This is a genomic window from Micromonospora sp. NPDC005553, from assembly GCF_042871765.1.
Classification (GTDB): Bacteria; Actinomycetota; Actinomycetes; order Mycobacteriales; family Micromonosporaceae; genus Micromonospora.
The window spans coordinates 272,010-293,406 of sequence record NZ_JBIAJD010000004.1; the positions used below are offsets into that span (position 1 = coordinate 272,010).

The window sequence follows — 21,397 nt, forward strand, 5'->3', positions numbered from 1 at the left end:
GCGGTCCGGACACCCGAACGCCTTGGCGCGGACAGCATTCCGTCATGTCGGATTCCTCCGCGCAGCCATCGCCGTTCATCGACGTTCCCGAGGCTGTTGACCATGACAAGGCTGAGCCGTCGCATATTCGTCCTCGGTGGACTGGTGACCGCCGGAGTCGCTGTGACACCCCTCCAGGGTGCCAGCGCAGCGGTGCCGTACCCCTTCAAACTCGGTGTGGCGTCCGGTGACCCGGCACCGGACAGCGTGGTCCTCTGGACCCGGCTGGCACCCTCCCCGCTCAACGCCGACGGGCAGGGAGGCATGGCCAACGCCGACGTGACGGTGGAGTGGCAGGTGTCCACCACCGACCGGTTCACCTCGCTGGTCGCCTCCGGCTCCGTGGTCGCCCGGTACGCCGACGCGCACTCCGTGCACGCCATCGCGGGTGGGCTCGCCGCCGACTCCGACTACTACTACCGGTTCCGGGCCCAGGGGCAGATCTCGCCGGTCGGGCGGACCCGGACCGCCCCGGCGCCCAGCTCCTTCGGCCGTGACCTGGTGATGGCCTTCGCCTCCTGCGCCCACTACGAGGCCGGTTACTACACCGCGTACCGGCGGATGGCCGAGGACAACCCCGGTCTGATCCTGCACCTCGGCGACTACATCTACGAGGGCGGCGTCGGCAGCTCCACCGTGCGGCAGCACGTCGGCACCGAGATCGTGTCGCTGGCCGACTACCGCCGTCGGTACGCGCTGTACAAGTCCGACCCGGACCTGCAGGCGGCCCACGCGGCGGCGCCCTGGCTTGTGGTGCCGGACGACCACGAGGTGGAGAACAACTACGCCAACATGGTCCGCAACGACAGCAGCCCCACGCTGACCGCAGCCCAGTGGACCGCCCGGCGCACCGCCGCGTACCGCGCCTACTACGAGAACATGCCGCTGCGGCCGGCGTCCGCCGCCAACGGCAACAGCATCCCGCTGTACCGGCGGGTCCGGTGGGGGCAGCTCGCCACCTTCCACATGCTCGACACCCGGCAGTTCCGCGACGATCAGGCCTGCGGCGACGGCTGGAAGGTCTGCGCCGACGCCGACCTGGCCTCCCGGTCGCTGACCGGCGCCACCCAGGAGGCGTGGCTGCTCGACGGGCTGGCCCAGCGCTACGGCACCTGGGACATCCTCGGCCAGCAGGTCTTCTTCGCCCAGCAGCTCGACGCGAACGGGGCGGCGAGCATGGACGCGTGGGACGGCTACCGAGCCTCCCGCAGCCGCATCCAGGGCGGGTGGCAGCAGCGTGGGGTGCGCAACCCCCTGGTGCTCACCGGCGACGTGCACCGCTCGTGGGCCAACGATCTCAAGGCCGACTACGCCAACCCCTCCTCGGCGACGGTCGGCACCGAGCTGGTCTGCACCTCGATCAGCTCGACCGGCAACGGAAGCGGCAGCACCACGGTCCCGAACGCGGCGGCCAACCCGCACCTGAAGTTCTACTCGGACCGGCGCGGCTACGTCCGTACCACCATCACCCGCAGCCAGGTCCGCGCGGACTTCCGCGCGGTGAACACGGTGACCGAGCACGGCGCGGCGGCGTCCACGGTGCGCTCGTTCGTCATCCTCGACGGCCAGCCCGGCCTGCAGGCCGGGTAAGGGAGAGAGCCACCATGACCGCGATCACCGCACTGCTCACCGCGTCCCTGCTGATCCCGAACGTGGTTCAGCGCCCGACCGCCATGACCGCCGAGGCGGTCACCTGGACCACCGCGAACAGCGTCGCCACCGGCGACCAGGACCTGCCGTCCATCGCCATGAACCGCAACGGCCACGTCGCCGTGGTCTGGGAGGACGACCGGGACGGCACCGCACCGGAGGACGACACCCACAGCGAGATCTACCTGCGGCTGTTCCGCGACGGCACACCGGCGTACGAGCTGAAGCTCTCGACCGGGGGAACCAGCGGGGCCGCCTGGCGGCACCTCAGCCCCGACGTCGGGCTCGACGACCGGGGCAACGCCGTGGTGGTCTGGGCCGCCGACGGCGACGGCAACGGCGTCTACAACATCCAGTACCGGGTGGTGTCGCCAGCCGGCGCGGTGCTCGGCTCGGGGCAGGTCAACGCCAGCGACGCCGGGCAGCAGATCTGGCCGAAGGTCGCGGTCGACCCGGACGGCGCGCCCACCAACGCCGCCGCCGTCGGCTTCACAGTGGTCTGGGAGGACGTGCAGGGCACCGCACCCGCCACCGTCAAGGCCGCCGGCTTCACCGCCGCCACCACCAAGGCGTACGAGGTGACCGCCTCGCAGACGACGGGCACGCACCACCGTCCCGACGTTGCGGTGTCCGCCTCCGGCGAGGCGCTGGTGGTCTGGGACGAGGACGCCGACGCCAACGGCTCGTACAACATCGGGCTGACCCGGCTGGCCCGGTCCAACGGTGCCGTGGCGCTGTCGCGGCGGACGGCCAACGCGCAGAGCGGCGGGCAGCAGCAGCGGGCCTCGGTGGCGGCGAACTTCGCCGGTGACTTCACGGTCGGGTGGGAATCCGACCACACCGGCACCCGGGGTGTCTGGGCCCGATCGTTCACCGCCGCGGGCACGGCCCGGCACGACGAGGTTCCGGTCTCCACCGGAACCGGTGCCATCGCTGCGGGGGTCGGCATCGACGACCAGGACAACGTCGTGGTGGGCTGGACGGTGTCCGGCGCCAACCCGGACGTCTGGGCACGTGGCCTCAACCCGGACGGCACGTCCACCGGCCGGCTGGCGGCCCAGGCGTTGAGCCAGACCACGACGGGTCGCCAGGAGCACTTCGCCGTCGCCGCGTCCCCGTGGGGCGAGGTGAGCGTCTGCTACACCGACGACAACGACGGCAACACCTTCGACCAGGTGCTCCTCGGCCTGGGTACGACGAACTCCACCTGGCTGATGTCCGCCGACGAGCTGCGCCGTCTGAAGGCGCGGGGCACCCCGACCCGCTGAGCCGAGCGTGATCCACTCGGGTTCGGCAAAGTCACGGTGTCCCCGGCAGCGGGACACCGCGACTTCGGCAAAACCGAGTCGATTACGCCGCTCGATACGGGTTCAGTCGGCCCGGGTCAGCCGCTCGTAGAGCACCAGGGCGGCGAGGTAGGCCGCCAACAGGCCCAGGGCGGCCAGCGCGGGCAGGATCCGGGCCACCGGCAGTAGCAGGAGGACGACGCCGATCGCGACGAGCTGACCCGGCGAGCCGCCGACGGTCAGCCGGAGGAACAGCAGACGGCCGGCGAGGTAGAGCGCGGTCCCGCCGTAGAGCACGGCCATCGCCGTCCACCCCATCGGCTCGCCGGCCGGGTGCCGAGATTGATCCGTCAGGCTCGCGAGGATCAGGTGGATGCCCAGGGCGAAGTAGACGACTCCGGCGACCAGCGGTAGGTGCGCCAGCGTGTACGCGTCCGACGCCAACTGCTGACGACGGCGGGTGTGCGGCGAGGCCGAGGTCAGAACCTTGGCGGCGGCGGGGGCGGCGTTCACGAAGTAGAGCCACCAGAGGCACACTGTCGCGGCGAAGCCGAAGATCGCGGCCAGCAGCACCGGCCAGGCGATCATGGCCAGGCCCGCGCCGGCTCCGGCCGACAGCAGGGACTCACCGAGCACGATGATCAGCACCAGGCCGTGGCGTTCGGCGAAGTGGGCGCCGCTGCGGACCTCCCCGAAGCTGGCGGCGGTGGCGATCCGGCCGCCTCCGTAGTCGACGAGGAACGCCACGGTCCACAGCACGGTCTGCGCGTTCCCGCCGAGGATGGCGCCCACCAGGAGCGGGACCCAGGCGAGTGTGGTGGACGCGGCGAAGCGCAGCGTCTGCCGGCGGTATCGCGGGTTGCTGGACGTGGAGTAGGCCTCAAGGGCGAGGTGCAGCCCGCGGACCACGATGTAAGCGCCGGCCAGGGTGAGCGGCGGGCTCAGTGCGCCGTCGTGGCGCTGCCACGCCTCGGGGATCACCAGCGCGGCCACGAAGATGGCGGCCATCGCCGCGAGCATCCCGGCCAGCACGGGGCCGTTGTCCGCGCGGACCTGATTGCCCAGCCAGGTGTAGCAGGTCCACGCGTACCAGAACCAGAGCAGGAGCAGCAGCCCCTGGTAGAGGGTGAGCGGCCCCAGCGACCCCGCCATGAAACCGATGAGCCGGGTCAGCGCGAAGACCAGGACCAGGTCGAAGAAGATCTCGAAGGTGGTGGCCCGGTGCGCCTCCTCGACCAGCACCGGCCGGGCCCGGTGGACGCGGCTCATCCGCTCATCCTGGTACGCGCCGCCCCTGGTCCGTGGGCCAACGGCCAGCTCCGACGGGATCAGGCGAAGAGCAGGTCGAGGTGGGCGTCCAGTGCCCCCAGCGCCTGTTCGGCGGTGTACTGCCCGCCCAGCAGGTAGACACCGAGCCCTTCCATCAGCGCCAGCAGGCCGGCCGCGGCGGCGACGCCGTGCCGGTCGGGCAGGACGCTGGCGATGAACCCGGTGAACTGCGCGGTGTCCTCGTGCAGGCTGGGCGCGGCCGACGGTCGCACCGCCGTGTAGGCGAGGAACGCGAGCGCCACCCGCCCGTTGTCGCGGGTGCCTTCGTCGAGCGGCAGCAGCGCGGCGAGCATCGTCCGCAGCAGCAGTCGAGGCGACGGGGTCTCGCCCAGCTGTGCCACCGCCTCGGTGACCCGGCTCTGGCTGCGCTCCCGCACCACACTCAACGCGAAGGCCATCATCTCGTCCTTGGTCCGGAAGTAGTGCTGGACCATCCCCGCCGAGACCCCGGCCTCGGCGGCCACGTGTCGAAGGCTGACAGCCTCCAGGCCCTGATCCGCGGCGACCCGCATCAGCGCGTTCGCGATGAGGGTGCGTCGCTCCTGGTGATCGACCTTCTTGGGCATGGCCTCGATCGTTTCACAGTGGGTGGCCCGGAGACTCCGCCAGCGCGGTGGTCACCGGCTGACGGTGTGGCTCACCGGAGTGCCCCGCGCGCTGCGCAGCAGGCCGTCCGGGTCGTCGGCGTACAGTCGCAGCTCGTTCACGGGCGTGGACCCGGCCTTCGGCAGGTCGAAGGTCAGCGGCCGGCGCAGCAGGACGTCGATGCTGGTCTGGCTGCCGACCGAGATGGACACCACCCGCCGGTCGCCCTCCTGCTCGACCTGCACCGACTTGCTCGACGGCAGCGATCGGTAGCGCTTGCGCAGCGCCTCGACGTCCGTCCACGGGATCCAGATGTCGATGCCCGAGCTGAGCCGCACCCGCAGGCCCCGGTCGCCCACGACGTGGGGGTGGATCGTCATGCTGGCGAACAGGCCGATCATCCAGAGCAGGCCCCAGATGCCGAGGCCCAGCACGATCCAGCGGGCGGGCCGCCACGGCACCACGTGGGTGACCACCACGTCGAAGATCGGGATCTCCACGACCGACAGGCCGATGAAGATGCCCAGGATCGGCTTGACCACGCCGAGGTAGCCGAACGGCTCGTCGCCGGGCCCCAGCGGCAGTGGACGACGTCGCGCCCACACGTACAGGCTGCGCCACGTCGCGGCCTCGGCCTTGGCCGCCCGACGCAGCAGCGGGCCCACCCGCGCCCTGGTCGGTGTCGTCGTGTCGGTCATGGTCGTCCTACTCGCTCGGGGGTCGACGGGTCAGTGCGGCGTGACGGTTCCGGCGCCGCCGTCCACTGTGACGAGCTGCCCGGTGGTGATGGTCCGGGTGGCGTCCGGCACGCAGATGACGGCGGGGATGCCGTACTCACGGGCCACTGTCGGGCCGTGCGCCATGATCGCGCCGGTCTCGGTGACCAGCGCCGCCGCGGTGAGGAACAGCGGGGTCCAGCCGGGGTCCGTGGTCGCGGCCACCAGGACCTCGCCGGGCTCGACGTGGGCGGTGCCCGGGTCGTGCACGACCCGGGCGGGGCCGGTCACCCGGCCCGCCGACGCGCCCACTCCGGCGAGCGTCCCGTCGCCGGTCGATGCCGCCGGCAGGACGGTCTCGACATCCGTACCGTCGGAGAGCAGTGCCACCGGCACGGTCCGACGCCGCAGCTCCCGGCGGTGCACCGCCCGCCGGGCGGTGACGGTGCCGCGCAGATCAACACCCTGGTGTACGGCGGTGTGCACCTCGTCGAGGGTCAGGAACATGATGTCGTCGGACTGGTCCAGCAACCCGTGGGCGTGCAGGTCGGCGCCGATGAGCAGCAGTTGACGACGGGTCTCGCGCAGCGGATACAGCCCGGCGAACTTGCCGGCCTCGCGCAGGCCGGCCAACGACCGCGCGCGGCGCAACAGGAAACCGGCGAGCCGGCCCCGCACCGGCCGCCGACGGCGAGCTCGGGTGACCAACTCCTCCAGCGCTGTCTCCGCCGCTGAGGCGGCCCGCTGGAAGCGCTGGTCGGGGCCCTGTTGCGGATCGGTCACCCGCAGGTAGTTGGCGACCGCGGCGAAGACCGGCGTGGGGTCCTCCGCCCAACGCGGCACCCCGAGGTCGACTTCGGCGACGCCCCGGTGTCCGTAGACGTCCAGGAAGGCCGCCATGCCGATGTCGGGCAGCGTCCCGTGCAGGTGGCGTGCCGCCAACTCGGCCGGCGGGGTGTCGAGGAGAAGCCGACGGTGGTCGCCCACGCCCTGGGCGAGCCGCCACAGGGCCAGGTCCATCTCGATGGTGACGTTGTGCGGCATGCCGCCCAGCACGGTGTGGATCTCGTCCGGGCCGGCGACGCCCTTGAGCAGCGCGGTCGGCAGGGCGGCGGCGAGCATCCCGGCGACGATCGGCCACATGATCGCGTCGGCGGTGTCATCGGCGTCGGCGTCCTGCGCCTGCACGAAGCGCAGCCGGTCACCGGTGGTACGCAGGTCGGCGGGGGCGGCTGAGCTCACCCTCAGCTGCTCGACCGCCTCGAACATCCGGGTCCGCGCGGCCTCGGGACGGGCCAGCGCCCGCAGGATCCCCGCCACCGCGCGACGGGCCGTCCGCAGCGACGCGGCTCCCGATGCCCCACCGCGCCGGTCGCCGCCGCTGGTCGGGGCGAACCGGGGATCCGCAAGCACGTGCTGCATCACCGCCTGGGCGCGCGGCCCGAAGTCGACAGCCAGGAGCTTCACCAGGCGCTTGCGGGACGACCGGTCGCGGGCGAGGTCGGTCAGGTCGCCGTAGAGGCGACCGCCGATGTCGACGATCTCGACACGTACCCCGAGCGCGGCGAGCATCGCGGCGATCTGCCTGCGCAGTGTCGACATGCCCATCGGGGTGACCGGTTGCAGCATGCCCTGGACGTGCCCGAACTCCAGGTAGACGCGGGGGAGGGGCTTCTCGCTGGACGGTGGAGCGGGGAACAGGCTGGTGATCGGCCGGGACTGGAGGAGCCACAGCACGTCCTCCGCGTCGATCGCCCACTCGACATCCTGTGGGCAGCCGAAGTGGCCCTGCAACCGCTCGCCGGTGGCGCGGAGGCGGGCCAGTTGCGGGGACGTCAGGCATCCGGCCTCGGTGCGCGTGACGTCGTCGAGAACGTAGTGGTCGACGGCGGCTGCGCCGTCCACCACAGTGGTGCCGAGGCCGGCAGCGGCGTCGACGGCCATCTCGTCGCGGCGCCCGGTCAGCGGGTTCGCGGTGAACAGCACTCCCGCCACAGTGGGTGTGACCATGCGCTGCACGACGACGGCCATCCGCACTGTCTGGGAATCGATGCCGCGGGCGTCGCGGTAGGCGGTCGCCCGGTCGCCGTGCAGCGAAGCCCAGCATTTCTCGATGGCGGCGATCAGCTCGTCGGTGCCGGTGACGTCGAGGACGGTGTCCTGCTGCCCGGCGAAGCTCGCGTCCGGGAGGTCCTCGGCGGTCGCGCTGGAGCGCACCGCCACCGGGCCCGCGCCGAGCCGCTGGTACGCGGCGACGACCTCGGCGGTGGGGACGACGCCGAGCCGGTGTGCCTCGGTGGTGACGCAGAAGCCGTCGGGGACCTGCTCGCCGTGCCGGATCAGCTCGCCCAGCCCGGCCGCCTTGCCGCCGACCAGGGCGGTCATGGCAGCGGTCACCTCGGACAATGCGATCACGTGCATGGGAGCCCACTCTCGTTGCAATACAACTGCATTGCATCTGACGGTATCTCGTTTGCGATTCGAGTGCAATGTCAAGGCTGTGGGGGTGCCACCTCGGAGCCGGGAGGTTGCCCGGATCTGCCATGCTCGGCCCGGTGACGACCGGTCGCCCCACCAGATCCCGCTCCCACCGCCGCCCTCGAAGCCGTGCCATCCGCATCCTGCTCGCGCTCGTCGCGGTGGCGGCCCTCGTGGGTGTCGCGGTGGTCGCGGTGCCGATGCTGCGACCGGCCGGTCCGCGCCCGCTCTTCCAGATGCCGGTGACCTGCGGCGAGACGTGGCAGCTCAGCACCTACCCCGGTCACGACGACTACGACGTCGACTTCTTCCCGGTCGAGGGCGAGACGTGGGGGCGGCCGGTGCTCGCGTCGTACGCCGGCACTGTCACAGTGGCCGGCATCAACGGCTCGCTGGGCGGCCGCAACCCGGAGAACCCCGAGGGCCCGCGCGGGCGTGGCGGCGGTTACTGGGTGAAGATCGACCACGGCGGCAAGTGGGAGACGCAGTACCTGCACATGCTCGAACCACCACTGGTCACCGTCGGCCAGAAGGTGGCCCAGGGTGACCAGATCGGACGGCTCGGCAGCACCGGCAACTCCGGCGCGCCGCACCTGCACTACGAGCAGCGCAAGGGCTGGGACAAGGTCGAGACCCACTTCGACGGCGCGCCGTCGGGCATCACCACAGACGAACGCGAACAGATCCTCCGGCGGGTGAGCAACAACTGCCCGGCCGTCTCCTGAGGAATCCGGTTTGCCCCGCACGGCTCGGGGCACTGATTCTCCAGACAGTTCCGACGCAGGGAGGAGCCGGCCATGGCCAAGGGTGACGTCGACACGTACCACGAGGACGGGCAGTGGAAGAACAAGCCGGAGGGCCACGAGCGGGCCACCAGCACGCATGACGTGAAGGCCGACGCGCAGGCCCAGGGCCGCGAGATGGCGGCCGACCGCGGCGTCGAGCACGTGATCAAGAAGCAGGACGGCACGATCGGGGAGAAGAACACCTACCCCCGCAGCCGTGACCCCCGCGACATCGAGGGCTGACAGCTCCCAGCCCCGGCGCACCGACCTCCTCGGCCATGCCGAGGAGGTCGGTGCGCTTCTGGGGGCCGAGTCCCAGGCCGGCTTTATCCCCGTACGAGAAATATGGGTGTTTTTGGGGGGATATAGTCCAGATCGGGACTGGAGTGAAAGCTGGGAGTGGGCATGTCGTTTCGGGGCCGGCGTCGTCCGAGCAGCATCGCAACGCTGGCGGTAGCCGTGACCGTGGGAGTTCTCGCGGTCGCGCCCCTCCCGGCGTGGGCGGCCGGTTCCGTCCTGTTCGACCAACCCTTCCACAACAACACACCGAACGGCATCGGCGCTGTGGCGGTACCCGCGGTGCCCGGCCTCCTCGCCACGAACGCCGCCTGCCTGAGCGCGGCCGGCAACTCCACAATCGGCCCGCTGCTCAGTTGCACCACCTCCACCGACCCGCAGGGCGCCGGCAAACTTCGCCTCACCCCCGCCACCATCAACCGGCAGGGCGGGGTGTTCGGCGCGGTGAGCGTGCCCACCTCGCAGGGCCTGCACCTCACCTTCAACACCTACCAGTACGGCGGCAACAACCCAGGGGCGGACGGCCTCGCCTTCGTCCTGGCCGCCGTTGATCCGGCCAACCCGAGACCCCCCGCCACCCTCGGCCAGCCGGGCGGCTCGCTGGGCTACTCGGCGGCGTTCAACGGAGTGTCGGCAGGCCTCTCCAACGGCTACCTCGGCATCGGGCTGGACGTCTTCGGCAACTTCAGCAACAGCACCTACCAGGGCACCGGCTGCACCAACCCGCCGTACATCTCGACCACCAACGGCCGGGTGCCCGGCCAGGTCGTGATCCGCGGGCCGGGCCGCAACGCGGTCGGCTACTGCGCGATCAACAGCACCGCCACCAACACCTCGTCGCCGGCACTGGCATTGCGTGCCGCCACCCGTGCCGCCTCGGTGGTGCCGGTCGAGGTGGTCGCCAACACCACCTCGTCGCCGTTCACCACCGACACCGGCATCACCGTTCCGGCCGGGGAGTACCGGGTCAGGTTCACCCCGGTCGGCGGGGCCGCCCGGACCCTGTCAGGCGCGCTTCCGGTCGTGGCGCCCAGCCTGTATCCGTCGCCGACCTGGCTGAACGCCAGCGGCTACCCACGGCAACTCGCCTTCGGCTGGGTGGGCTCGACCGGCTCGGTCACCGACTTCCACGAGGTCGACAACGCCCAGGCGGTCAGCTTCAACCCGGTGCCCGACCTGAACGTGTCACAGACCAGCTCCGTCGGCGCCTCCCCGCAGCCCGGTGACCCGGTCACCTACTCGATCACCGCCGGGGTCGACGCCGGCGCCACCGAGACGTCGCCGATCTCGGTCACCCAGACCGTCCCCGCCGGTGTCGTCCCCCGCGCCGCGTACGGCTCCGGCTGGGTCTGCGCCGCACCGTCCGGCCAGACCGTCACCTGCACCAACAGCAACGGCCCGTTCGCCGGCGGCACCTCCCTGCCGCCCATCACCGTCGTCGCGACAGTCACCGGCACCGGTGTCACACCGGCGCAGATCCAGACCACGACAGTCGCTACCTCGTCGTCGATCGACGCCAACCCCGGTCTCGCCACCGGCACCACACCCGTCGCGCCGGCCACCGCGCCCAGCGGCATCACCGTCACCCCGGCCCAGAGCTCGGTCTCCGGGGGCGTCCCGGTCACCGTGGGCGGCAGCAACCTCACCGGCGCCACCGCGATCACCATCGGTACGGCCGCCGAACAGCAGGCCGGCACGTCGGTGCTGCTGGTGCCGTGCACCTCCGGCCCGGCCGCCGGCTGCTTCACAGTGAACCCCAACGGCACCCTCGCCATCTCCTCCATGCCCGCCCGGTCCGGCCCGGCGACGGTCACGGTCAGCGTCGTCACCCGAGGCTCGGCCGGGTCGGCGAACTTCGTCTACGCCTCCACGCCGGGCACGCCCACCACCCCCACAGCGGTCGCGGGCGTCACCAGCGCCACAGTGAGCTGGACCGCGCCGGACAACAACGGCAGCCCGATCACCAGCTACCTGATCACCCCGATCCGGGACGGCGTCACCCAACCGACAGTGACCTTCGACGCCTCCACCACCAGCCGCACCCTGACCGGGCTCACCGCAGGCTCGTCGTACGCCTTCCGCGTGGCGGCGGTCAACGCGTTCGGCACCGGGGCGGCCAGCCCACCCTCGGCAGCCGTGGTCCCGTACACACTGCCGGGAGCGCCGACGAACACCTCGGCCACCGCCGGCACCAACGCCGCCAGGGTGAGCTGGACGGCCCCGGCCAACGGGGGGTCGCCGATCACCGGTTACACGGTGACGCCGTACCTCAACGGGGTGGCGCAGACACCCCGGGTCTTCAGCGGAACCGCCACGACCCAGATCGTCACGGGGCTGACCGCCGGTGCCACGTACACCTTCCGGGTGGCCGCTACGAACGCTGGCGGGACCGGCCCGCAGTCGGCCCCCTCCGGGCCGGTGACGGTCAACGCGCCGCCGACGCTGACTTTCCCACCGCCCCCACCCGGCAAGGCCTACGAGCCGTACCAGTACCAGCTCACGGTGACCGGCGGGACCGGCCCGTTCACCTGGTCGGTCAGCGCCGGGAGCCTGCCCGCCGGGCTGACCCTCGACCCGGTCACGGGCCTGCTCTCCGGCACGCCCACAGTGTCCGGGACGTTCCCGTTCACCGTCCGGGTGACCGACTCGTACGACCAGTCCGCGACCCGACCGGTCGACCTGGTCATCACCCCGCTCGGTGGACTCTCCATCAGCGTCCCGGCGATCTCGGCGCTCGGCACCGTCACCTCGGGCACCACCGGCGTCTCGGGCCACCTCGGCCCGGTGACTGTCACCGACGACCGTGGCCCGTTCTCCGGCAACTGGGTCAGCGTCGTCTCCAGCACGAGCTTCACCACCGGCTCCGGCTCGGGGGGTGAGACGATCCCCAACAGCAACATCACGTACGCCTCGGGGCCCGCCCTCGCCAGCACCGGGGTCGGATCGTTCGTCCCGCAGCCCGGGGCGGTGCTGAACACCCCGCGGGTGGCCGCGGGATGGTCCGGCCAGGCGGGAGGCCCGAACTCCGCCACCTGGAACCCCACGCTGTTCGTGACCCTCCCGTCCGGGGTGGTGGTCGGCAACTACGTGTCGGTCGTGACGCACTCCGTCATCTAGCCCCCGCCCGCGCCCCGCGCCCCGCGCCCCGCGCCCCGCGCCAGCCCCAGCCCCGTCGATCATGGAGTTGTGGCGGGTGGCGAATCGGTCTTGTCGCTCTCAAGTCGGGCACCACAAGTCCATGATCGACTCGCGGAACGATGCTGCCCGGCCGTTCCGGGGGAACGGCCGGGCAGATGGGGTGGGACGGTGGGTGGGTGGTCAGGCCCACTGGGCCTGGCGTCGGCGGACGAGGTACCAGCCACCAAGGGTGACCAGCACCAGCAGGGCGATGCCGCCGACCGTGTAGACCAGCCAACTCGGCCCGCTGGACGTCGCGACAGTCATCGGCGCCGCGACGGGTAGGACGATCTTCCCGGTCGCGGTGCGTTCCACGGTGCCGCTGGCGAGCTTCGCGTGCACGTCCCAGGTTCCGGCGGGCAGGGCCTGGTTGACCTCGATCCGGACCTGACCGCTCTGGCCGGGCAGGATCGTCACGCCGTTGGTCACCTTGAACGGACCGGCCTGGACCGCCGCCTTGGTCAGCGACAGGGTGCCGGTCATGTCCAGCGCGCGTTCGCCGGTATTGGTGACCTTCGCGGTGACCACGGGGAACTCGCCGGTGCCCGGCTCGGCGGCCAACCCTTCGATCCGGAAGTCCGTTGGCGGCTCACCACCGGGACCGATGTCGAGGTAGACCCGGATGCCCACCCGGTGGATCTGGGTGACGTTGCCGGTGCGCTCCTTCGTGCTGGTGACCTGCGCCCAGATCGCGGCGTACCGCTCGCCCTTCGACGCCTTCTTCGGCACGGCGACCTCGACCTCGACCGGTCGTCGCTCGCCCGGGTCCAGCCGCATCGTGGCGGTCTTCAGCCGGATCCACCCGCTCAGTTCGTTACCCGTACGCCCCTCGGGCACGGTGAAGGCGTTGTTCTCGACCGAAGCGGCTCCGGAATAGAAATCGATCTTCTGCACCTCGGCGGAGGTGTTCTGCACCTCGATCCGGCGGTTGATCGTCGTGCCGGGTTTCAGGTGATCCACGATGTAGACCTGGGCCCTCGGGTCCTGTACCCGACTGGCCGGGATGTCCAGCATCCGGATGCTGATCGCGGCTTCCTCGGCCGGGTCCTGTCGCTGCTCCCGCACGGCAACGGCTGGTGCCGCCGAAACCCCGAGCGCCACGAGGGCGACCGAGGCCAGCAGCACCAGCCGGCCGAGCGGCTCAGAACACCGAATGTGTCACCGTCCCGGTGTAGACACCCTGGACGGTGCCGACGGGGATGTTCACCACCAGGGTGGGGTTCCAGGTGGCGAAGTTGTTGCCGGTGCCGCCGGTGTGGGTCATCGCCGTCCGGGGGACGTTGATGATCACCTGCTGGGCCGCGGTGGGTTGCCCCGGCGTGAAGGTGCCGGTGCCGGCGGTCGCCGTGGCGGGGCCGGACCAGTACTGAACGTTGATGTTCGGGATCGTCTCTCCGGAGGAGCCGCCACCGGTGGTGAAGTCGGTGGAGATGACGCTGGCGGTCCAGTTGGGGGTGAGCGAACCTCGTTGGTCCAGCACGGTGACCGGGCCGAGCAGACCGGTGACGGTCGAGCCCTCTATGCCGTGACCGATGTTGGCCGTCGCCGGCACGGTGATCGACAGGCCACCGGCGGCGTCGACGGTGAGGGTCACGATCGTGTCGCCCGTGGTGTCCGCGGCGGCCGGTCCGGCGAGCGCGACGACGGCGGCGACGCCGGCCAAGCCCGCGAGAATCTTTCTACGCATCGAGTCTCCTTTGTCCTAAAGAGCGCTGGGAAGCACTTAGGAGACTATCTACGCAAAACGCCCATACAGGCTGGAATAGCTCGAGCATCACCCGGTGGGCGTTCGATGGTCGTGCCGGAGGAGATCTCCTCCCTGGTTCGAGCACCAGCATGGATGGCCCGTTGCGCGTGCTGGACCCTCACGGCGGGCGCGCACGGCAAGGGCTCGGCGCCGTACCGGCCGCCGAGCCCTACGAGCGGATTCAGGCCGCGACCACGTACGGGAACGTGGCGGACCGCGCGGCCTTGGTGACCTCAGAGGTGAGGCCGGCAGTGGTGCCGGTGTTGAGGACCAGGGAGAACATCACCTCGGGCGCGTTGTCGGCGAGGGTTCGTCCGTTGCGGACCGCGAAGCCGAAGTTCGCTGCCGTGCCGACCTTGTACGACAGCAGGTCGGGGTAGAGCTGCCGGGCGACGCTCCAGCCGTACGCCTGCGGATCCGGTGCGGTGCCGTTCGCCTTGACCACCCCGGCGACCGCGTTCGCGATCTCCTCCCCGCCCTCGGCGAGGTCGTTGCCGGGGTGCCGGAAGTTGGCGGGGTCGGAGAAGTCGGTGTCGTGGGGCCAGAAGATCGGCCACATCATGGGGTGGCCGGCGCGGTTGATCTGGCGCCACCCGCCCGCGTCGGTGGCCAGCATGGTGCGGCACCACACGCCGATCTCGGTGCCGTCGCGCAGCAGCGGCTCGTCGTGGGAGACCTCGAGGACGATCGACTCGACAGTGGTGCCGGCGAAGCTGTTCTTGGCCTGGTCGACCCGCCACGCCGAGCGGTCCACCCGCGAACCGTTCTTGACCGCGCCGTTGATGGTGGCGAGTTCGTCGAGGTCGACGAAGAAGGGGTCGGCGATCCGGCCGGCCCAGATCCGGACGTTGCCGCCGGTCGTCACCTCGCCGGTTCGCCCCTCGGCGATGGGGGTGCCCATCGCGGCGTCGTCGCGGGCGTCCGCGCCGGTGAGCTCGTACAACTGGAGCGTCTGCCGGGCGTCGCCGTCCGGCTCGCCGAAGGCGAACCGGTAGGTCAGGTCCTCCGCCTCGGTGCCGTTGATGTGAATCTTGATCTCGTAACGCGCCTCGGCGTGGAAGCCGCGCTTGATGTCGGCCTTGGTCACCGAGCTGTTGACGTCCATGACGAACACGGTGGCGCGGTCACCGTTGAAGACGTACAGGTCGTCGATGTACAACTGGCCGCCCTGAGCGGCCAGGGGTGTATCGAGATGGTGCGACATGAGCTCACTCCCGGGACTGCCGGATTCAGGACTAATCCGAACATAGTGGTCATGAGCCTGGCCTCCCCGCCCATCGAGTCAATCCGGTTCGAGGAGGTGGGCGAAGGTCGCTACGGCGATGGGCCGCCCGAGTGACTCCTCGGACGGCCCCCGCCTTGGTGCTTTGGTGATCAGATGCGGGACCACTTCTGGTTGGCGGCGCCGAGGCAGTCCCACAGGTGCAGCTTGCCACCGTTGTTGGGGTTGGCCTCCCGTACGTCAACGCACTTGTTGGCGTTGAGGTTGACCAGGTCGCCGGCGCCGTTGAGGGTGAAGCGTTGCGCGGTGTTGCCGTTGCAACTGACCAGGTTGACCTCGGTGCCGTTGGCGGTGCCGGCCCAGGCCGGGTCCATGCACTTGCCCATCGCGCGGACGGTCCCGTCGGACGCGAAGGTCCAGCTCTGGGCCGCCGTGGTGTTGCAGTCCCAGATCTGGAGCTTTGCGCCCTCGACCGGGTCGGCGCCGGGGATGTCGATGCAGCGACCGCTCTGCGCACCCCTGATCCGGTTGGTGCCGGGAGTGGGGTCGCCCCCGCCACCCGAGGTGTAGCTGGACACCCGGACGTAGTCGACGAGCATCTGCTGCGGGAACTGGGTCGAGCCGTCGGGGTAGCCGGGCCAGTTACCGCCGACCGCAACGTTGAGGATCATGAAGAAGGGGTGGTCGAACACCCAGCGGCTGCCGCCGAGCCGAGCGGGATCGACCCGGTGGTACTGCACCCCGTCGACGTACCAGGTGATGACGTTCGGCTCCCAGTCCACCCGGTAGGTGTGGAAAGTGTCGGCGAGCGGTGCGCCGAGGGTGCGGCTGCCAGTGATGCCGCCGGCTCCGGAGTAGCCGGGCCCGTGCACGGTGCCGTAGACGGTGTTGGGCTCCCGGCCGATGTTCTCCATGACGTCGATCTCGCCGGCGTCGGGCCACCCGCCGCCGGTGCCGAGCATCCAGAAGGCCGGCCAGATGCCCTGACCACGCGGGATCTTGATCCGGGCCTCGAACCGCCCGTACGTCTGGGTGAAGGTGGCCGCCGTCAGCAACCGCGCCGACGTGTACTCGCAGCGCCCGTAGTGGCACTGGTAGTTGGCGGGATTGTCCCGGCGGGCGGTGATGACCAGGTTGCCCTGGCCGTCGTGGACCGCGTTGCTGGTGCTGTTCGTGTAGTACTGCCGCTCGTTGTTGCCCCAGCCGCCACCGCCGGTGTCGAACCGCCACTTGTTCTGGTCGACGGGCGTGCCGGCGGGGGAGTTGAACTCGTCCTGCCAGCTGATGGGACCGATGGCGGCCTCGGCCCGGTCGGGGTGCGCCGGGACGACGAGCGCCGTCGCGGTCGCGACGAGGGTGGCCGCCAGGAGTACGAGCGGGCGGAAGCGGAGGCTGGGCCGGGCTGTGAACACGGGAGGCTCCTCAGCGTGGGGGTGATGGAGGCGGTTTACCAGGATAGAGAGCGCTCTCTAAGCGAAGCATGTCGATATGATGTCTTTCTGTCAAGACTGTTTCCAATATCACGACCGTCCGTTACCGCCCGATGCTGACCAGTGAGCGGCGAAGCGCAGACGCGGTCGTCGCAGTGGCATCACTCGATGCCTCCGAGATGGACGACGTCGACCCATCGAAGGAGTTCGGCGCGGCCGAGGGCTACTCGATAGCGGTCGAATCGACCCTTCCTATTGCCGTGGGGCGTCCACGCGGGACAGGATGACGAGGCGTGCCGGAAACTTTCCCGTAACCTGCGCGCTGCTGGTCTCTGTCACAAGGAAGTGGGAGTCAGTCATGAGCGAGGCGTCGACGGCGCTGGGTGTGCGCCTCTACCCGGATCTGGTCGAGCGGGGTGGCCTGGCCCCCGCGCTGATCGAAACTGCTGCCCGCCACGGGCTCGACGTCGGCCGGGTGACCGCGCCGGAGCAGGGGCGGGCCCGGTTCACCTGCGCCGAGCTGCACTCCGACGAGGGCGTGGTCTGCGTGGGGCTGGGATCGCAGGCCCGGTACTTCATGATTGACCTGCGCGTCTCGGGAGAGGTTCTCGCCCGCGGCGACGTCATGGACCTGGTGCAGGTCGCCCAGGTGGCCGCGGCCTGGCGGGCCGGCCTGACGTTCGCCGAGCTGACCGCCCGGTTCCCGTTCATGGAGGAGATCAAGCACCGCCCCGCGCCGGTGGCCCAGGTCAGCTAGCCGGCCGGGTCGGGCAGGTCAGCAGCGCAGCCGAGGTGGCAGTGGTGACTCCGTACCGGCACTCCGGTTGAGGTAGGTCGACTGGACGAAGTCGACGAGGCGCTCCGCGTCGGTCGCGGTCGAGGCCAGTCCGAACGAGACGCGGACCGCGCCGCCCGTCGGCAGCCCCAGCGCGGTGAGGTACTGGTCGATCGTGTCGACCCCCGCCAACAGCCGCTGCCGCATCGACGTCCGGCTCATTCCGAACGCGCCCTCGGCCGCGCCCGGATTGCAGAAACAGCCGGTACGCAGGGAGAGGCCCGCCGCTGCCGCCTCCCGCGCCACGAGCCGTTCGTCGACCAGCGTGCCGTCCGGGTGACGGAGGTTGACGGTCACGGTGCCACCGCGCCCCGCACCCGTCGTCGGCCCGTACACCTGGACCAGCGGCCCGCCGGTGTCGTGCCGCAGGGTGGCCAACCGCTCCAGCAGCCACTCGGTGAGCAGACCGACCCGGGCGTGGACGAGGTCCACGCCGATCGAGTCGAGCCAGCGCAACCCGAACTCCACGTCCGGGATGCTCAGGAAGTTGAGCGTGCCGTCCTCGAACGCCGACTCGTCGTCCATCGGCCGGTGCCAGTCGCCCTGCACACTCACCGCGCGGATCGTGCCGCCGGCGAACCACGGCCGGCGCAACCGGGCCAGCGCCGAACGGCGGGCCAGCAGCGCGCCGACCCCGGTGGGGTAGCCGAAGAGCTTGTACCAGCTCAGACAGACGAAATCCGGTCGGACGTCGCTGAGGTCCAGCCGGTTCGTCGGCGCGAAGGCGGCCGCGTCGAGCAGCACGTCGTAGCCCCGCTGCTGGGCCAGCTCCACCCAGCCCAGCGGGTGCTGAACCCCGGAGAAGTTGCTCTGCGCCGGGTAGGCGAACAGCCCGCGACGACCGCGCCGGCCCCACCGGCGGGTCAGGCCACCCCGGCCGGCGTCGAGCGCCGCGACCAGGTCCGACTCGGCGATCCGCAGTTCCGGCCCGTTCAGCGGCAGGTAGCGTACGGACGCGCGAGCCGCCCGGGCGTACTCGCGGATGCCGTTGACCGAGTTGTGGTTGTCCCAGGTGAGCACCAGCGGCGCGGCCCGGCCGAAGTCGTACGCCTCGCCGACCAGCCGGCAGGCGCCGCTGGCGTTCGGGGTGAAGACGACCGCGTACTCGTCCGGGTCGGCGCGGAAGAAGTCGAGCACCGCGCGTCGCGCCGACTCCACGAGCGAGCCCGCCGCCACGCTCGTGGGGTTCTCCGAGTGGGGGTTGCTGTAGAGGCCGGCGAGCAACCGGTCGTGGTGGGCGCGAACCTGCGCCTGGGCGGCCACCCCGGCTCCGGCGTAATCGAGGTACACCTGCCCGTCGGTATCCAGGTGTCGGTACTCGGTGGCGCGCAGCTCATCGATCCGGCCCGTGGCGGCGTATCCCGGTAGCGCCGTGGGGGAGGCGGGCGGCGTCGGGTCAGGACCCACGACGAGGATCCCGTCGGAGCAGGACCGCCCAGGCCGCGCCCAGGAAGAGCAGCACGAAAGCGCCGAGCACCAGCCAGTCGACCCACACCGGCCGGGAGAAGCTGTCGCCGTACGTGGCCAGCAGCGGCGGGCCGAGCGGGGAGCCGCCGTCGCGCCAGAGCCGCTCCACCCCGGCGGTGTGCCCCAGGCCCTCGAACGCCCACCGGTTCGACATCGCGTAGCTGAGCCACTGACCTCCGACCGCCATCGCCGGCACCGGCAGGATCGCGCCGACGAACAGCACCTGTGGGAAGCAGAGCATCGGCAGCATGAGCGTCGCCTGGGCCGCGTCGGACACGGCCGCCGAGCAGAGCAGACCGAGGGCGAGCGCCGCCGCCGAAGAGAGCAGCAGTGTCGCGTACAGGGCGGCGAAGTCGGCGCCGCCGACCGGCGGCAGCCGGTCCATTCCGCGCAGCACCCCGAGCAGGGCCAGGTCCACCACGGCCAGCAGCGGCAGCAGCACCGCCACCTTCGCCAACAGGTACGGGACCAGCCGGACCCCGGCCAGCCGCTCCCGGCGCAGGATCGGCAGCTCGGTGCAGATCTGGAGGAGCCCGTAGGTCAGCCCGAAGAAGAAGCCGCCGAACGCGATCCAGAACAGGATCATCACGGTGACCGTCGGGCTGGGTCTGGTCGGCTCGAACGCCCCCGGGCGGAACAGCAGCGCGAACATGCCGAGCACCATCAGCGGCGAGCCGAGCAGGATCGCCAACGTCAGTCGGTTGCGGACGACGATCTCCGTGTTGCGCGCGGTGAGCACCGCCCACTGGCGCAGCCGGCCGACGCGCCGGGACGGCGTCGCGGCGCCGTCACCCTCGTCGGGAGTACGGGGCGGCTGTTCGGCCGCGCGCTGCTCGGCGAAGCGGTCGGGCCACTCGGCCGGCTGCGTCGCTTCGTCGAGCCGGAGGTGCACCTCGGCCAGGGACCGCAGGCCGAAGAACTCCCGGGCGGCGGTCGGGGTGCCGGTGAACGCCAACCGGCCCTGACGGGTCAGCACGACGACCCTGTCGCAGTGGTCCACGTCGGTGACCTGATGAGTGGTCAGCACGACGGTGGTGCCCGTGTCGGCGAGCGCGCGGAGCACCCGGAGCAGCTCCACGGCGATCGCCGGGTCCAATCCGGAGGTGGGCTCGTCCAGGAAGAACACGCCGGGTCGGGTGAGCAGCTCGACGGCGATGCTGGCGCGCTTGCGTTCACCGCCGCTGAGCAGGCCGACCGGCGTGGTGGCCCGGTCGGTGAGTCGCAGCTCGGCGAGCACCTCCGCGACCCGGTCACTGATCTCGGCCGGCCCGGCGGTGGAGGGCAGGCGCAGTCGGGCCGCGTACCGCAGGGTGCGGGCCAGGGGCAGCTCGCGGTGGATGATGTCGTCCTGGGGAACGACACCGATGGTGCCGGCCGTGGTGTTGCCGTCGTACGTGACGGTGCCCGCCACCGGGCGCTGTACCCCGGAGAGGATCTCCAGCAGGGTGGTCTTGCCGGCGCCGCTGGCACCGATGATCGCGACCAGCTCGCCCGGCGCGATGCTCACCGAGACGTCGGTCAGGATCTGGCGACCGCTCCGGACGCTCTGACCCAGCCCCTGAGCGGCGATGCCGACACCGGCACGTGGGGGAGACGTGGTCTGCTCGGTCGTCATGTCGAGTGCTCGATCCGGTCGGGAGTGGTCCGCCTGAATATCGTGCCTCGCCGATGTTACTGAGCGGCCGCGCAGTGCGCCCGGAGTGGACGGTCAGCGACAGTCGTCCGTTCAGCCGGTGGTGGTCCGTGCCTGTGCCGGCACCTGGAGGAGGTCGAGGCAGTTGCGCCACAACGTCTCCAGCTGGGTCGGATCGTTGAGCAACTTCGCGAGCAGGACCCGTCCCTCGATCTGCGCGACTATCGATCGGGCGGCCTCCCGGCTGTCGACCGACGGGCCCGCCAGGCCGCGCTCCTTGGCCTCGGCGACGACCTGCTCGATGAGGCCGATCTGCTCCTCGAAGATCTCCTGGAGTCGACCGCGGATCTCCTCGGCCTGGTTGCTGAGTTCGAGGGCGAGGTTGCCGAACAGGCAGCCCGCGACCACCCCGGCTTTTTGCTGGCCGACGCGCTGGACCTCCTCGGTGGCCTCGAACAGGTCCCGGAGTCGCTGTAGCGGGTCGCGCTCGCTGCCGAGCAACTGCTCCCACTGGCGGCGCTGGGTGACCCAGTGCTCGTCGATGACGGTGCGGGCGAGCGCCTGCTTGGACTCGAAGAAGTAATAGAAGCTGCCCTTCGGCACGCCCGCCGCCGCGCAGATCTCGGCGACCCCGAGCGCCGTGTAGCCGCGTTGCTCGATGAGCGTGGCGGCCGCGTCGAGGATCTTGTTCTTCGCGTCACTGGTTCGACCCATGCCTCGA

The 21,397-nt window shown here is 70.9% G+C and carries 17 protein-coding genes; 6 read left to right on the plus strand and 11 right to left on the minus strand.

The window, feature by feature from the left end:
• Positions 1-102: 102 nt before the first annotated feature.
• Together ACFYPG_RS18420 and ACFYPG_RS18425 are read left to right on the plus strand one after the other, a co-directional pair.
• Positions 103-1,629, plus strand: coding sequence for an alkaline phosphatase D family protein (locus ACFYPG_RS18420; protein ID WP_387352997.1), 1,527 nt, complete (start codon positions 103-105; stop codon positions 1,627-1,629).
• 14 nt (positions 1,630-1,643) lie between these two features.
• Positions 1,644-2,957 (plus strand): hypothetical protein, encoded by a 1,314-nt coding sequence (locus ACFYPG_RS18425; RefSeq protein ID WP_387352999.1) that lies wholly within the window; start codon positions 1,644-1,646, stop codon positions 2,955-2,957.
• A gap of 102 nt (positions 2,958-3,059) precedes the next feature.
• Here ACFYPG_RS18425 and ACFYPG_RS18430 read toward each other — a convergent pair whose 3' ends face one another.
• The 4 genes from ACFYPG_RS18430 to ACFYPG_RS18445 are packed head-to-tail and all read right to left on the minus strand — an operon-like array spanning position 3,060 to position 8,026.
• A complete protein-coding gene (locus ACFYPG_RS18430; protein ID WP_387353001.1) occupies positions 3,060-4,244 on the minus strand; it encodes a low temperature requirement protein A in 1,185 nt (394 codons plus the stop codon).
• A 59-nt stretch (positions 4,245-4,303) separates the two neighbouring features.
• Positions 4,304-4,870, minus strand: a complete 567-nt coding sequence (locus ACFYPG_RS18435) for a TetR family transcriptional regulator C-terminal domain-containing protein (protein ID WP_355006863.1) — start codon at positions 4,868-4,870, stop codon at positions 4,304-4,306.
• Positions 4,871-4,921: 51 nt separating this feature from the next.
• Positions 4,922-5,587, minus strand: a complete 666-nt coding sequence (locus ACFYPG_RS18440; protein ID WP_387353003.1) for a hypothetical protein — start codon at positions 5,585-5,587, stop codon at positions 4,922-4,924.
• Positions 5,588-5,617: 30 nt separating this feature from the next.
• Positions 5,618-8,026 (minus strand): PEP/pyruvate-binding domain-containing protein, encoded by a 2,409-nt coding sequence (locus ACFYPG_RS18445; protein ID WP_387353005.1) that lies wholly within the window; start codon positions 8,024-8,026, stop codon positions 5,618-5,620.
• Positions 8,027-8,160: 134 nt separating this feature from the next.
• On the opposite strand from ACFYPG_RS18445, the gene ACFYPG_RS18450 reads away from it, so the two are divergent.
• The 3 genes from ACFYPG_RS18450 (at position 8,161) to ACFYPG_RS18460 (ending at position 12,282) form a co-directional block, all read left to right on the plus strand.
• A complete protein-coding gene (locus ACFYPG_RS18450; RefSeq protein ID WP_387353007.1) occupies positions 8,161-8,808 on the plus strand; it encodes a M23 family metallopeptidase in 648 nt (215 codons plus the stop codon).
• Positions 8,809-8,880: 72 nt separating this feature from the next.
• Positions 8,881-9,111 carry a DUF2188 domain-containing protein gene (locus ACFYPG_RS18455; protein ID WP_354942245.1) on the plus strand — a complete coding sequence of 77 codons (231 nt, stop codon included), beginning with the start codon at positions 8,881-8,883 and terminating at the stop codon, positions 9,109-9,111.
• 162 nt (positions 9,112-9,273) lie between these two features.
• Positions 9,274-12,282 (plus strand): fibronectin type III domain-containing protein, encoded by a 3,009-nt coding sequence (locus tag ACFYPG_RS18460; protein ID WP_387353008.1) that lies wholly within the window; start codon positions 9,274-9,276, stop codon positions 12,280-12,282.
• Between the two features lie 201 nt (positions 12,283-12,483).
• Here ACFYPG_RS18460 and ACFYPG_RS18465 read toward each other — a convergent pair whose 3' ends face one another.
• The 4 genes from ACFYPG_RS18465 to ACFYPG_RS18480 form a co-directional block, all read right to left on the minus strand.
• On the minus strand, positions 12,484-13,407 hold the full coding sequence (locus tag ACFYPG_RS18465; RefSeq protein ID WP_387353010.1) for a hypothetical protein: 924 nt from the start codon (positions 13,405-13,407) through the stop codon (positions 12,484-12,486).
• 76 nt (positions 13,408-13,483) lie between these two features.
• Entirely contained in the window at positions 13,484-14,029 is a 546-nt protein-coding gene (locus ACFYPG_RS18470) for a hypothetical protein (protein WP_355006857.1), read from the minus strand.
• Between the two features lie 241 nt (positions 14,030-14,270).
• Positions 14,271-15,293, minus strand: coding sequence for a DUF4331 family protein (locus ACFYPG_RS18475; protein ID WP_357228918.1), 1,023 nt, complete (start codon positions 15,291-15,293; stop codon positions 14,271-14,273).
• A 170-nt stretch (positions 15,294-15,463) separates the two neighbouring features.
• A complete protein-coding gene (locus ACFYPG_RS18480) occupies positions 15,464-16,723 on the minus strand; it encodes a family 16 glycosylhydrolase (protein WP_357205092.1) in 1,260 nt (419 codons plus the stop codon).
• A 376-nt stretch (positions 16,724-17,099) separates the two neighbouring features.
• Here ACFYPG_RS18480 and ACFYPG_RS18485 point away from each other — a divergent pair, with 376 nt between their 5' ends.
• The gene (locus ACFYPG_RS18485; RefSeq protein ID WP_112585399.1) at positions 17,100-17,498 is read left to right on the plus strand and encodes a hypothetical protein; all 399 of its coding nucleotides are present in this window, start codon (positions 17,100-17,102) and stop codon (positions 17,496-17,498) included.
• 18 nt (positions 17,499-17,516) lie between these two features.
• On the opposite strand, the gene ACFYPG_RS18490 is transcribed toward ACFYPG_RS18485, so the two are convergent.
• From ACFYPG_RS18490 to ACFYPG_RS18500, 3 genes are all read right to left on the minus strand, one after another.
• Positions 17,517-18,983 carry an aminotransferase class V-fold PLP-dependent enzyme gene (locus tag ACFYPG_RS18490; protein ID WP_387353013.1) on the minus strand — a complete coding sequence of 489 codons (1,467 nt, stop codon included), beginning with the start codon at positions 18,981-18,983 and terminating at the stop codon, positions 17,517-17,519.
• The gene (locus tag ACFYPG_RS18495) at positions 18,973-20,658 is read right to left on the minus strand and encodes an ATP-binding cassette domain-containing protein (RefSeq protein WP_355006853.1); all 1,686 of its coding nucleotides are present in this window, start codon (positions 20,656-20,658) and stop codon (positions 18,973-18,975) included. The genes ACFYPG_RS18490 and ACFYPG_RS18495 overlap by 11 nt, the downstream gene beginning before the upstream one ends.
• A 111-nt stretch (positions 20,659-20,769) precedes the next feature.
• Positions 20,770-21,390 (minus strand): TetR/AcrR family transcriptional regulator, encoded by a 621-nt coding sequence (locus ACFYPG_RS18500; RefSeq protein ID WP_355006852.1) that lies wholly within the window; start codon positions 21,388-21,390, stop codon positions 20,770-20,772.
• Between the last annotated feature and the right edge of the window lie 7 nt (positions 21,391-21,397).

Coding starts and splice junctions, on each gene's coding strand:
- ACFYPG_RS18420 (WP_387352997.1), top strand. CDS start 103: ATGACAAGGCTGAGCCGTCGCATATTCGTCCTCGGTGGACTGGTGACC.
- ACFYPG_RS18425 (WP_387352999.1), top strand. CDS start 1,644: ATGACCGCGATCACCGCACTGCTCACCGCGTCCCTGCTGATCCCGAAC.
- ACFYPG_RS18430 (WP_387353001.1), bottom strand. CDS start 4,244: ATGAGCCGCGTCCACCGGGCCCGGCCGGTGCTGGTCGAGGAGGCGCAC.
- ACFYPG_RS18435 (WP_355006863.1), bottom strand. CDS start 4,870: ATGCCCAAGAAGGTCGATCACCAGGAGCGACGCACCCTCATCGCGAAC.
- ACFYPG_RS18440 (WP_387353003.1), bottom strand. CDS start 5,587: ATGACCGACACGACGACACCGACCAGGGCGCGGGTGGGCCCGCTGCTG.
- ACFYPG_RS18445 (WP_387353005.1), bottom strand. CDS start 8,026: ATGCACGTGATCGCATTGTCCGAGGTGACCGCTGCCATGACCGCCCTG.
- ACFYPG_RS18455 (WP_354942245.1), top strand. CDS start 8,881: ATGGCCAAGGGTGACGTCGACACGTACCACGAGGACGGGCAGTGGAAG.
- ACFYPG_RS18460 (WP_387353008.1), top strand. CDS start 9,274: ATGTCGTTTCGGGGCCGGCGTCGTCCGAGCAGCATCGCAACGCTGGCG.
- ACFYPG_RS18470 (WP_355006857.1), bottom strand. CDS start 14,029: ATGCGTAGAAAGATTCTCGCGGGCTTGGCCGGCGTCGCCGCCGTCGTC.
- ACFYPG_RS18475 (WP_357228918.1), bottom strand. CDS start 15,293: ATGTCGCACCATCTCGATACACCCCTGGCCGCTCAGGGCGGCCAGTTG.
- ACFYPG_RS18485 (WP_112585399.1), top strand. CDS start 17,100: ATGAGCGAGGCGTCGACGGCGCTGGGTGTGCGCCTCTACCCGGATCTG.
- ACFYPG_RS18495 (WP_355006853.1), bottom strand. CDS start 20,658: ATGACGACCGAGCAGACCACGTCTCCCCCACGTGCCGGTGTCGGCATC.
- ACFYPG_RS18500 (WP_355006852.1), bottom strand. CDS start 21,390: ATGGGTCGAACCAGTGACGCGAAGAACAAGATCCTCGACGCGGCCGCC.